This is a genomic window from Microbacterium sp. F1-18 (assembly GCF_052921305.1).
In genome coordinates this window covers 376,208-387,687 of record NZ_JBREVD010000002.1, presented here as the reverse complement: position 1 = coordinate 387,687, position 11,480 = coordinate 376,208, and the positions used below count along the sequence as shown (strand labels likewise).

Annotated in this window: 10 protein-coding genes and 2 tRNA genes; 7 read left to right on the top strand and 5 right to left on the bottom strand. The window is 68.8% G+C overall.

All coding sequences use genetic code 11. The features are described from left to right. Positions 1-10 precede the first annotated feature (10 nt). The 3 genes from ACU6RU_RS05985 to pepN all read right to left on the bottom strand — a co-directional run bounded on the left by ACU6RU_RS05985 (position 11) and on the right by pepN (position 4,387). Positions 11-820 carry an ABC transporter permease subunit gene (locus ACU6RU_RS05985; RefSeq protein WP_446726117.1) on the bottom strand — a complete coding sequence of 270 codons (810 nt, stop codon included), beginning with the start codon at positions 818-820 and terminating at the stop codon, positions 11-13. Continuing rightward, a complete protein-coding gene (locus tag ACU6RU_RS05980; protein WP_446726116.1) occupies positions 817-1,731 on the bottom strand; it encodes an ABC transporter ATP-binding protein in 915 nt (304 codons plus the stop codon). Before ACU6RU_RS05980 ends, ACU6RU_RS05985 begins: the two co-directional genes overlap by 4 nt. Positions 1,732-1,840: 109 nt before the next feature. Then, a complete protein-coding gene (gene pepN / locus ACU6RU_RS05975; protein ID WP_120262648.1) occupies positions 1,841-4,387 on the bottom strand; it encodes an aminopeptidase N in 2,547 nt (848 codons plus the stop codon). A 112-nt stretch (positions 4,388-4,499) separates the two neighbouring features. Between pepN and ACU6RU_RS05970 the strand changes: the two genes are divergently transcribed. From ACU6RU_RS05970 to ACU6RU_RS05955, 4 genes are read left to right on the top strand one after another with little or no spacing between them, the layout of a single operon-like run. After that, positions 4,500-5,045, top strand: a complete 546-nt coding sequence (locus ACU6RU_RS05970; protein ID WP_289331448.1) for a ribose-5-phosphate isomerase — start codon at positions 4,500-4,502, stop codon at positions 5,043-5,045. Next, positions 5,045-6,052 carry an Fpg/Nei family DNA glycosylase gene (locus ACU6RU_RS05965; protein ID WP_120262646.1) on the top strand — a complete coding sequence of 336 codons (1,008 nt, stop codon included), beginning with the start codon at positions 5,045-5,047 and terminating at the stop codon, positions 6,050-6,052. The genes ACU6RU_RS05970 and ACU6RU_RS05965 overlap by 1 nt, the downstream gene beginning before the upstream one ends. A 4-nt stretch (positions 6,053-6,056) precedes the next feature. Further along, the gene (locus tag ACU6RU_RS05960; protein WP_120262645.1) at positions 6,057-6,710 is read left to right on the top strand and encodes an FMN-binding negative transcriptional regulator; all 654 of its coding nucleotides are present in this window, start codon (positions 6,057-6,059) and stop codon (positions 6,708-6,710) included. Next, positions 6,707-8,209: an amidohydrolase gene (locus ACU6RU_RS05955; RefSeq protein WP_289331449.1), complete on the top strand. Its 1,503-nt coding sequence runs from the start codon at positions 6,707-6,709 to the stop codon at positions 8,207-8,209. Before ACU6RU_RS05960 ends, ACU6RU_RS05955 begins: the two co-directional genes overlap by 4 nt. A 119-nt stretch (positions 8,210-8,328) precedes the next feature. Here ACU6RU_RS05955 and ACU6RU_RS05950 read toward each other — a convergent pair whose 3' ends face one another. Then, complete coding sequence (locus tag ACU6RU_RS05950) at positions 8,329-8,814, bottom strand: Dps family protein (RefSeq protein ID WP_120262643.1); 486 nt, start codon at positions 8,812-8,814, stop codon at positions 8,329-8,331. Between the two features lie 109 nt (positions 8,815-8,923). Here ACU6RU_RS05950 and ACU6RU_RS05945 point away from each other — a divergent pair, with 109 nt between their 5' ends. Continuing rightward, positions 8,924-9,460: a gamma carbonic anhydrase family protein gene (locus tag ACU6RU_RS05945; RefSeq protein ID WP_446726115.1), complete on the top strand. Its 537-nt coding sequence runs from the start codon at positions 8,924-8,926 to the stop codon at positions 9,458-9,460. A gap of 35 nt (positions 9,461-9,495) precedes the next feature. Here the strand turns inward: ACU6RU_RS05945 and ACU6RU_RS05940 are convergent. Continuing rightward, positions 9,496-9,569 (bottom strand) — tRNA-Gly (locus ACU6RU_RS05940). A gap of 135 nt (positions 9,570-9,704) precedes the next feature. Between ACU6RU_RS05940 and ACU6RU_RS05935 the strand changes: the two genes are divergently transcribed. After that, a tRNA-Pro gene (locus ACU6RU_RS05935) sits at positions 9,705-9,778 on the top strand. Positions 9,779-9,849: 71 nt separating this feature from the next. Then, positions 9,850-11,394, top strand: a complete 1,545-nt coding sequence (gene tig / locus ACU6RU_RS05930) for a trigger factor (protein ID WP_446726114.1) — start codon at positions 9,850-9,852, stop codon at positions 11,392-11,394. Positions 11,395-11,480 lie beyond the last annotated feature (86 nt).

Sequence of the window (11,480 nt, the reverse complement as noted above, 5' to 3'; positions counted from 1 at the left end):
TCCTCGTACCCTACGCGTCGGTCGAGCGGAGAATCGCCCACCCGCCGAGCAGCGTCGCAGCCGGCCAGGCGAGGAGGGTGATGAGGCCCGTCACGAACTCATCGCTGCCGGGTGTCGTGACGGTCTGGGCCGCGCTCGAGGGCAGGTACTGGGTGAGATCGACGATCCACGCCCAGGACTCGCCCGCGAAGGAGAACATGCTCAGCACGATGGGCAGGACGAAGAGGATGCCCACCGTGGCGGCGATCGCTCCCGCACCGCTGCGGATGATGAATCCCCAGCCGAGACCCAGGAGCGCGAAGGTCGCCATCGCGAGGACGCCCAGGACGAGGGGGACCACGGATGTCTCGGCATCCGACCAGTCGATCGCACGGTCGCCGAAGATCGGCGCGGAGGCGATGACCGACACGATCGTCGTGACGACCGTCGTCGCGGCGAGCAGGAGGGCGACGACGACGCCCTTCGCGACGAGCACGGCCCCGCGGCGCGGTTCAGCGGTCAGTGTCGAGCGGATCATTCCGGTGGAGTACTCGCCGGTGATGGCCATGGCGCCGAGTATGCCGGCGACGAGCATCGTGAACTGCATCGGTGCGACGATCGCACCCACCGGATTGAAGTCGCCGCTGAACTCCTGGGAGGCCCATGCCATGAGGAGCGAGATCCCGATCGCCAGGACCGCGGTGACGGCCAGCGACCACCAGGTGGAGCGCAGCGTCAGCAGCTTGATGGCCTCGCTGCGGACGAGGCGTCCGAAGGACAGACGAGCGTCGGGCTGCGTGGGGCGCGCGGGCGCCGCGGTGTGCACAGCGGTGGTGGTCATCGCATGGCTCCCTTGGTCTGGTATTCGACCGATCCCTCGGTCAGAGCGAGATAGGCGTCTTCGAGCGAGCCGGCGCGCGGTGTCAGCTCATGAAGCGGGATGCCGTGCGCTGCGGCGGCGTCGCCGATCGCAGCGGCGCTGAGTCCTGCGACCTGCAGCAGACCGGGCTCACCCGTCGTGACGGCGACATCGGGGCCCGCGATGAGCCGGGTGAGCTCGTCGGCGCGGGGCGTCCGAACGACGACGGTGTTGCTCGTCCACGAGCGGACGAGCTCGTCGATGCCGGCGTCGGCCAGGACACGTCCGCGTCCGAGCACGATGACGTGATCGGCGGTGAGCGCCATCTCGCTCATCAGGTGGCTCGACAGCAGGACGGTGCGCCCCTGAGCTGCCTGCCCGCGGACGAACTGGCGCACCCAGCGCACGCCCTCGGGATCGAGGCCGTTGACGGGCTCGTCGAGGATCAGCGTCTGCGGATCTCCGAGCAGCGCCGCGGCGATGCCCAGACGCTGGCCCATACCCAGGGAGAACTTGCCGGCGCGCTTGCCCGCCACCGAACCGAGGCCGGTGATCTCGATCACCTCGTCCACGCGCGAGCGGGGAATGCCGTGAGTCGCGGCCATGGCGCGCAGGTGGTTGCGCGCGCTTCGGCCGGTGTGCACGGCCTTGGCGTCGAGCAGGATGCCGACCTCTGTGAGCGGGGAGCGCAGCGAGCGGTAGTCGCGGCCGTCGATCGTGACCCGGCCTGACGTCGGCCGGTCGAGCCCGACGATCATCCGCATCGTGGTGGACTTGCCGGCACCGTTCGGGCCGAGGAAGCCGGTCACCTTGCCGGACTGCACGGTGAAGCTCACCCCATCGACGGCGGTCTTGTCTCCGTACCTCTTCGTGAGGCCATCTGCAACGATCATGCGCCCCACGCTATCGAGGGCCGTCGCGGCCTGTCGTCCGTCGCCAGTGCCGTCACATGCCGATGGGCGTCGTACCGGAGTACGACGCCCATCGGCATTGCGGATGACCTCAGCCCTGCGCGTCGCGCTCCTGCACGGCGAGCGCGCGCTCGACGCCGGCGAGGTTCTCGGCCACGAGTCGACGCAGAGCGGCGGGAGCCTCGGGGTTCTGCGAGAGCCAGGCGCGGGTCGCGTCGCGCAGCTCGGTGTTGGCGAGCGCCGCGGGGTACAGGCCCACGATCAGATACTGCGCGATCTGGTAGGTGCGCGACTCCCAGACGGGCGACAGCATCGCGAAGTACTCGTCGACGAACCCTGCGAGATGGGCCACACCCGCCGGGTGGGTGAATCCGGCGGCGGCGGAGCGGACCACGGTGTTGGGCAGATCGTCGTTCTCGATGAGCGACGCCCACGCCGCCTTCTTCGCCTCGACTGAGGGGAGAGCTGCCCGAGCCTGCGCGGCGAACTCTCCGCCCTTGGCGGTGTTGTCGGCGGCGAGCGCGGCATCGATGTCGGCGGCCGAGACGGCGCCCGACGCCGCGAGCGAGACGAGGAGCGCCCACGACAGGTCGGCGTCGATCTCCAGTCCCGGGAGGACGGTGTCGCCCGATCGCAGCGCGCGGACGACATCGGCGTGGCCGGGGGTCGACGCCGATGACGCGAATGCGGTCACGAACTGGAGCTGGCTGTCACTTCCGGCCTCGGCCTGCTGCGCGAGGGCCCACAGCCCGTCGGCGACTCGGGCCCGGGCGGCATCCCGGTTCTGCGGGTCGACGTACGAGTTCGCCGCGAGCTGCAGCTGGCCGAGGGTGGTCCGCACGGTGGTGGACTCGGTCTCGGTACCGATGTTGCGCAGCACGAGGTCGATGTAGTCGGTTGCCGAGGCCTCCGCATCACGGGTCTGATCCCACGCGGCGCCCCACACCAGCGACCGCGCGAGTGGGTCGCTGATCTTCGCGAGGTGCTCGACGGCCGTGCGGAGCGAGCGCTCGTCGAGACGGATCTTGGCGTAGGCGAGGTCTTCGTCGTTCAACAGGACCAGGTCGGGCTGCGCGCGGCCCTGGAGCTCGGGGACTTCGGTCAGGTCGCCGTCGACATCGAGCTCGACGTGGTGGGTGCGGACGAGGGCGCCGTCCGTGAGCGAGTAGAACCCGACCCCGAGGCGGTGCGGACGGATCGTGGGATAGTCCGCGGGTGCCGTCTGGACGATGGCGAAGCGGGTGATGATGCCGTCGGAATCCGTGGCGATCTCGGGCTCGAGCGTGTTCACGCCCGCCGTCTCGAGCCACTTCTTCGACCAGGACTCGAGCTCGCGGCCGCTCGTGGCCTCGAGTTCGACGAGAAGGTCCGACAGCTCGGTGTTTCCCCACGCGTGCTTCTGGAAGTATGCCGACACCCCGGAGAAGAACGCTTCCACGCCTACCCAGGCCGCCAGCTGCTTGAGGACGGATCCACCCTTGGCATACGTGATGCCGTCGAAGTTGACCTGAACGTCCTCGAGGTCGTTGATGCGGGCGACGACGGGATGCGTCGAGGGAAGCTGGTCCTGACGATAGGCCCAGGTCTTCTCCATCGCATTGAAGGTCGTCCAGGCCTCGGTCCATTCGGTGGCCTCGGCCGTGGCGATGGTGGACGCCCACTCCGCGAACGACTCGTTGAGCCACAGGTCGTTCCACCACTTCATGGTGACCAGGTCGCCGAACCACATGTGCGCGAGCTCGTGCAGGATCGTCACGACGCGACGTTCCTTGACGGCGTCGGTGACCTTGGAGCGGAAGACGTACGTCTCAGTGAACGTGACGGCGCCGGCGTTCTCCATGGCTCCGGCGTTGAACTCGGGCACGAAGAGCTGGTCGTACTTCGCGAACGGGTAGGGGACGCCGAACTTCTCCTCGAAGTAGGCGAAGCCCTGACGGGTCTTCTCGAACACGTAGTCGGCGTCGAGGTACTGCCACAGGCTCTTGCGCGCATAGACGCCGAGCGGGATCACCCGTCCGTCTGCGCTGGTCAGTTCGGAGAAGACCTGCTCGTACGGACCTGCGACGAGCGCCGTGATGTACGACGAGATACGGGGGGTGGGCTCGAACGCCCAGGTCGCCGTTCCGCCGTCGCCGGGCACCGGCTCGGGCGTGGGGGAGTTGGAGACGACCTTCCATTCCGCGGGAGCGGTGATCGTGAAGCGGAACTCCGCCTTCAGGTCGGGCTGCTCGAACACGGCGAACACGCGACGCGAGTCGGGGACCTCGAACTGCGAGTACAGGTACACCTCGCCGTCGACGGGGTCGACGAAGCGGTGCAGGCCCTCACCGGTGTTGGTGTAGAGGCAGTCCGCGTCGACGATGAGCTCGTTCTGTGCGGCGAGGTCGTCGAGCGCGATGCGCGAGTCGCGGAAGGACGCGAGGTCGACCGCGCGACCGTTGAGGGTGATCTCCCGGACCTCGCGCGCGATGAGATCCACGAAGGTGGACGCGCCTTCGGTGGCGGCGAAGCGGATGACGGTGCGCGACCGGAAGGTCTCCGCGCCGACGGTCAGATCGAGGGCGATGTCGTAGCTCTGCGTGTCGACGATCGCGCGGCGCTCCTGCGCCTCGATGCGGGTGAGGTTCTCTCCAGGCACGTGCGTTCTGCTCCCAGGGTCGGGGTGAGGATTCAGGGCCGCGCGCTGCTGGCGCCGACGGCAACCGTGCCAGCCTACGCTTTCGGGGCTCGCACATTCATAGGATGGTGCCATGCGCATCCATATCGCGACCGACCACGCCGGTCTCGAGTTCTCCACTCAGCTCCAGCACCATCTCGCCGAGGCCGGTCACGACGTCGTCGACCACGGCCCGATCGAGTACGACCCGCTCGACGACTACCCGGCGTTCTGCATCCGAGCGGCGAAAGCCGTGGTGCGGGACCAGCAGGCCGGGGTCGAGGCCCTCGGAGTGGTCTTCGGCGGGTCGGGCAACGGCGAGCAGATGGCGGCGAACAAGGTGCACGGGGTGCGCGCAGCACTCGTGTGGAACATCCCGACCGCCGAGCTCGCGCGCGAGCACAACGACGCCAACGTGATCGCCATCGGCGCCCGCCAGCACACGTTCGACGAAGCGGTGACCTTCATCGACCGTTTCATCGCCACACCGTTCAGCGGAGAGGAGCGCCATGCACGCCGCATCGCGCAGCTCGCCGCTTACGAGGCCGACGGCAGCCTGCTCCCCGATCCGCGGGCGGGCGCGGACGGCGCCACGTCGCCGCTTCCCGCCTCCGACTCGTTCGATCCGGAAGCAGGCTGATGCCCGAGGGCCACTCCGTCCACCGGATCGCCCGCCAGTTCGAGCGCAACATCGTGGGGCACGTCGTGGCTGCTTCGAGCCCGCAGGGGCGGTTCGTCGAGGGTGCCGCAGTGCTCGATGGCCGCGAGGCGCTCGAGGCGCGCGCGGTGGGAAAACAGATGTTCCTCGCCTTCGAGGACGACGTCTGGCTGCGTGTGCACCTCGGGATGTACGGCGCGTGGGACTTCGCCGGCCAGATCGTCGTCGATCCGACCATCGCGTCGGCCAACGGTCGCATGGGACACACCAACCAGCGCGGCACCGTGCTCGCGCCGGTTTACGACAGCGCCGGAGAGAACTCGCTCAGCTCGATCGGCGCGCCCCGCCTGGCCCGAGGCCGGGTGCGCATGAGCGAGCAGACCACGGGGCTCGGCGGTGAGGGCGCGACCGGAGACGACGACTGGCCGCCTCCGGTCGTCGGACAGGTGCGGTTGCGTCTGCTCACCGAAGAGACCTGCGCGGACCTGCGCGGGCCGACCGCCTGCCAGCTGCAGACGCCCGAGGAGGTCCAGGCGACGATCGCCAAGCTCGGCCCCGATCCTCTGGTCGACGATGTCGAGGACGGCGAGGAGCGGTTCACCGCGACGGTCCGTCGCAAGCCGACACCCATCGGACTGCTCCTCATGGACCAGAGCGTGGTCAGCGGCATCGGGAACGTCTACCGTGCCGAGATGCTCTTCCGTGCACGCCTGAACCCGCACACCCCGGGTCGTGACGTCCCTGAGGAGACCGTCAGGCACCTGTGGCGCGACTGGGCCCGGCTGCTCGCGATCGGTGTCGAGACGGGCCAGATGATGACGATGGACGATCTCGACCCGGAGGCGTGGCGCCGGGCCATGGCTCACCGCGACGATCGGCACTGGGTCTATCACCGTGCGGGTCTGCCCTGCCGTGTCTGCGGCACCGCGATCGTTCTCGAGGAGATGGCATCGCGCAAGCTGTATTGGTGCCCGAACTGTCAGAGGTGAACGCATGAGGCAGAACCCGAGCTTCGCGATGACGGACGTCGTCGAGATCCGTCGCGTCATCGCGGAGAATCCCTGGGTCACGATCGTCAGCACGGGAGCCGACGGCCTGGTCGCGTCCCACTACGCGGTGCTTCTCGATGAGGAACGCGACGACCTCACCATCGTCGGGCACGTCGGACGTCCCGATGATCTGCTTCACGGCCTCGGGCAGGGCGAACTGCTCGTCGTCTTCCAGGGGCCGCACGGTTACGTGTCCCCCCAGTGGTACGGCGACGTGGCCGCGGTTCCCACATGGAACTTCGTGTCGGTACACCTCTCCGGAGTGCCGGAGATCTTGACGCCGGACGAGAACCTGCGCGTGCTCGAGCGCCTGGTCGACCGGTTCGAGTCGGGGCTCGCAGACCCCCGGGGACTGTGGGCTCCGCCGAACGACGAGGGCTTCGTGCGCCGTCTCGAACGTGGCACGGTGGGGTTTCGTCTGTCTCCGACGCGCGTCGAGGCGAAGCGCAAGCTGAGCCAGAACCGACCGGATGCCGTGGTCGACACGATCATCGACAAACTTGACGCGGGTGCCACCCCGTACGCCGATCCTCGCCTCGCGGACGAGATGAGACGCGCGCACGCGACGATGCGCGCGGCCCGCGAGGTTCGGTCGTGACCGGTCCCGCACGTGGCGATGGCGTCGCCGTCATCGCCGACGTCCGTTTGACCGGGCCGGGCCGCACCGATCCGTTCGGGGCGGACCCCGTCGACGTGCACCTCTCCGGCGGAACCATCGCCGACATCGCGCCCGCCGGAGCACTGCCCCGGCGCGGCGCGGTGATCGACGGGGGCGGCGGTCGGCTGCTCCCCGGCCTCTGGGACCACCATGTCCACACTGTGCAGTGGGCGCTCGCGGCCCGGCGGGTCGATCTCGAGGGCATCGCGAGCGCCGCCGAGGCGGCGGCTGTCATGGGAAGAGCGGCCGCCGACCACGACGGCCGCCGTATCGGCTCGGGCTTCCGTGACGCCCTGTGGCCGGATCGCCCTTCCCTCGAACTGCTCGACGCGATGACCGGCGACGAGCCGACCTATCTCATCAACGCCGACGTCCACAGCGTCTGGCTCAACAGTGCTGCTCTCCGGCGCGAGGGGATGTCGACGACCGACGGCGTGCTGCGCGAGGAGCCCGCCTTCGAGATCTCACGCCGACTGAACGCGTGCGATCCGTCGCTCGCGGACACCGCGGTCATGGAGGCGATGTCGGCCGCGGCGGCGCGGGGGATCGTCGGCATCGTCGACCTCGACATGGCATGGAACGCCGAGGCCTGGGCTCGCCGGCTCAGCCGCGGATACGATGCCGTGCGCGTCTCGTTCGGGGTCTACGCCAGCCTGCTCGAACGGGCGATCTCCGAGGGACTCGAGACCGGCGATGCCATCGATCCACGCGGGCTCGTGCGGATGGGGCCGTTCAAGGTGATCACCGACGGGTCGTTGGGAACGAGGACGGCGGCATGCTCGCACCATTACCCGGGTGCCGCGACCGACTTCGGAGTCATGACCGTGCCGCCGGGTGAGCTCGTCGAGCTGATGCGGCTCGCGACGGGCGCGGGGATCGCCAGCGCGGTCCACGCGATCGGCGACGTCGCGAACTCGCACGCGCTGGACGCGTTCGCGATGACCGGAGCCACGGGCACGATCGAGCACGCTCAGCTCGTCGCGCACGCTGACATCCCCCGGTTTGCGCGCCTCGGCGTCGGCGCGAGTGTTCAGCCGTCGCACGCGGTCGACGATCGTGACATGGCGGACGAGTTCTGGGCGGGGCAGACCGCGATCGGCTACCCCATGTGCGAGCTGGTCGACGCGGGGGCGAACCTGCTCTTCGGCTCGGATGCTCCCGTCGCGCGTCTCGATCCCTGGACGACGATGTCGGATGCGGTGTTCCGAACGCGCGATGATCGAGAGCCTTGGCGCCCGCACCAGCGGGTGTCGGCGGCAGCAGCCCTCGCGGCGTCGACCGCCGGCGGCTCGCAGACCGGGTCGGCGATCGCACCCGGCGACGTCGCCGACCTCATCATCGTCGACCGCGATCCTCTCGCGGCCGAGACGCCGGGGGCACTGCGGTCGACCGCCGTCGCCGCGACGCTGCTCGCGGGCCGCCTCACCCACCTCGCCTGAGGGGCGGAGCGGCCGGGGACGTCACCCATGAACGACGCAACGGCGCGGCGACCGGCGTACCAGGCTCTCGATTGATCGCCCGGTACCCGGTCTCCGCGCCGTTGCGTCGGCGCCGTGGATTACTCGGCGAGATGCGCCAGGAGGAACCAACGGTCCTTGTCAACGCCGCGCTTGATCTCGATGGCGACGTCCTGGCTGGTCAGGTCGACCTCGTCGAGACCGTCGATAGCGGCCTGAAGGTCGACGAGGGTCGCGTCGATGTCGGAGACGATCGCCTTGATCTCGTCCTGCCACTGCGCGAACCCGGCGGGCACGGCCGTCGTGGTCTTCTCGGCCATGGTCGAGACGCGCGAGTCGATCGGGAGGCCCAAGGCGACGATGCGCTCTGCCGCGGTGTCGGCGTAGTCCTGAGCGTGAGCGACGACCGAGTCGAGAAGCTCGTGGATCGCGATGAAGTTCGAGCCGCGGACGTTCCAGTGCGCCTGCTTGCCGTTGACGACGAGTGCCTGCATCTTGTGCACGACCGGGGTGAGGAACTGCGCGGCTGCCGCGGCGACCTCGGGGTCTGCGGTGAGGGCGGGAGTGGTGATGTTGGTGTCGGTCATGTCTGCGCTCCTTCTGGCAGGTCGTGGCCTGCATCTGTCCAAACGCTACTCACGCGGGAACATTCCGCAAGCAAGAGAAGGCTGGGCTCACCAGGGGTAACGTGTGGCCATGAGCGTCGCCTCCACCGCATCTCTGTTGCCGCTGGGAGAAAGGCGACCCCGCCTTCATCCGACGGTGTTCGTCGCGGATGGCGCGCGGCTCGTGGGCGATGTGGTCATCGGCGAGCAGTCGAGCGTCTGGTACAACGCCGTGATCCGCGGCGACCGCTCGCGCATCGAGATCGGCGACCGGAGCAACGTGCAGGACGGGGTCGTGATCCACGTCGACGCTTCGTCGCCCGCGCGCATCGGAGACGATGTCTCGATCGGTCATAACGCGGTCGTCCACGGCTGCACCGTGGAGGACGGCTGCCTCATCGGGATGAACAGCACGATACTCAGCGGTGCGGTGATCGGAACCGGATCGCTGGTCGCCGGGGGAGCCGTCGTGCTCGAGGGGACGGTGGTCCCGCCCGGCTCGCTCGTCGCCGGCGTTCCCGCGAAGGTCCGGCGAGCTCTCACGCAGGACGAGCGGAGCGGGCTGGGCCGGAACGCTGCGACATATGTGCAGCTTCGCGACGATCACTCCGCAATCGCGGCCGAATGAGGAACTCCTCCTCGTTCGCCGACGAGGAGGAGCGATGGAGGGGCTGACGAGAATCGAACTCGCATCATCTGTTTGGAAGACAGAGGCTTTACCACTAAGCTACAGCCCCGCATTCGACCGAAATCGAATGAGGATCACCACCATACTGAGGGCAATGCCCCGCACGCGGCAACCCGATCAGTCTAGCGGACTCCGTCGGCTAGACTGACCACGGCCGTTTTCCGACGCACGTGTGCTGCGCGCCCGGGGCGTAGCTCAGCTTGGTAGAGCGCCCGCTTTGGGAGCGGGAGGCCGCAGGTTCAAATCCTGTCGCCCCGACAACGGCCCCACGAACCCAGACCACCGAACGGACGCGCATGTGCGCGGCCGGATAAAGGAGAACGACAGGCATGGTCACCAGCACCGTCGAGACGCTCAGCCCCACGCGGGTGAAGCTCCACATCACGGTCAGCCCGGACGAGCTGAAGCCGAGCATCACCCACGCGTACGAGCACATCGCTCAGGACGTGCAGATCCCCGGCTTCCGCAAGGGCAAGGTGCCCGCTCCCATCATCGACCAGCGTGTCGGCCGCGGTGCGGTCATCGAGCACGCGGTCAGCGAGGGCCTCGACGGCTTCTACCGCGAAGCGGTCGCCGCCAACGAGCTCCGTGTTCTCGGCCGTCCGTCGGCCGAGGTCGTCGACTGGCCTAGCGACAAGGACTTCTCGGGCGACCTGAAGGTCGAGGTCGAGGTCGACGTCCGTCCCGAGTTCGAGCTGCCCGCCTACGAGGACATCACCATCGAGGTCGAGCCCGTCGCCACCGACGACGCCGCCATCGATGAGGAGCTCGACCGCCTGCGCGGCCGCTTCGGCACGCTCGTCACGGTCGACCGCCCGGCCGCGAAGGGCGACTTCGTCGAGCTGGACCTCGTCGCGACCATCGACGGCACCGAGATCGACCGGGCCGAGGGCGTGTCGTACGAGGTCGGCTCGGGTGAACTGCTCGAGGGCATCGACGAGGCCATCGAGTCGCTCACCGCCGGTGAGGACACCACGTTCCGTTCGAAGCTCGTCGGCGGCGACCACGCCGGCGAAGAGGCCGAGGTGGCCGTCACCGTCAAGGCCGTCAAGGAGCGCGAGCTCCCCGAGGCCGACGACGACTTCGCCCAGATGGCGAGCGAGTTCGACACCATCGCCGAGCTGCGCGAAAGCCTCTCCGAGCGCGTCTCGCAGCAGAGCCTGTTCACGCAGGGCGCCGCTGCGCGCGAGAAGCTCGTCGACGCGCTGCTCGAGAAGATCGAGATCCCCGTGCCGGCCGGACTCGTCGAGGACGAGGTGCACGCTCACCTCGAGGGCGAAGGTCGCCTGGAAGACGATGCGCACCGTGCCGAGGTGACCGAGGCGAGCGAGAAGCAGTTCCGCACGCAGATGGTGCTCGACAAGATCGCCGAGGCCCACGAGGTGCAGGTCTCGCAGGACGAGCTGACGCAGTACCTCATCCAGGCGTCCGCGCAGTACGGCATGGCGCCCCAGGACTTCGTCAACGCGCTCCAGCAGAACGGCCAGCTTCCCGTGATGGTCGGCGAGGTGGCACGCAACAAGGCCCTCGCGGTCGCGCTGGGCAAGGTCACGGTCGTCGACACCGACGGCAAGCCGGTCGACCTGACCGGCTTCATCACGGTCGAAGGCGAAGAGACGGCCGCCGACGAGGTCGTCGAGGAGGCGCAGGAGATCGCTGACGCCGCGGCCGACGCCGACGCCGCCGAGGCGGAGGAGAAGCCCGCCAAGAAGGCTCCGGCCAAGAAGGCTCCCGCCAAGAAGAAGGCGGATGCCGCGGACGAGGCTCCGGCAGCGGACGAGAAGGCTCCCGCCAAGAAGGCCCCGGCCAAGAAGGCGCCGGCGAAGAAGGCCCCGGCCAAGAAGAAGGCCGACGACGAGGCTGCCGCCGAGTGATCCTCTGATCCCGGCGGTCGTCTGACCGGCAAAAGGGGCGGATGCTGCGGCATCCGCCCCTTTTGCGATGACACGGCTATGCCCAC

Coding starts and splice junctions, on each gene's coding strand:
- ACU6RU_RS05985 (WP_446726117.1), bottom strand. CDS start 820: ATGACCACCACCGCTGTGCACACCGCGGCGCCCGCGCGCCCCACGCAG.
- ACU6RU_RS05980 (WP_446726116.1), bottom strand. CDS start 1,731: ATGATCGTTGCAGATGGCCTCACGAAGAGGTACGGAGACAAGACCGCC.
- ACU6RU_RS05970 (WP_289331448.1), top strand. CDS start 4,500: ATGCGCATCCATATCGCGACCGACCACGCCGGTCTCGAGTTCTCCACT.
- ACU6RU_RS05965 (WP_120262646.1), top strand. CDS start 5,045: ATGCCCGAGGGCCACTCCGTCCACCGGATCGCCCGCCAGTTCGAGCGC.
- ACU6RU_RS05960 (WP_120262645.1), top strand. CDS start 6,057: ATGAGGCAGAACCCGAGCTTCGCGATGACGGACGTCGTCGAGATCCGT.
- ACU6RU_RS05950 (WP_120262643.1), bottom strand. CDS start 8,814: ATGACCGACACCAACATCACCACTCCCGCCCTCACCGCAGACCCCGAG.
- ACU6RU_RS05945 (WP_446726115.1), top strand. CDS start 8,924: ATGAGCGTCGCCTCCACCGCATCTCTGTTGCCGCTGGGAGAAAGGCGA.
- tig (WP_446726114.1), top strand. CDS start 9,850: ATGGTCACCAGCACCGTCGAGACGCTCAGCCCCACGCGGGTGAAGCTC.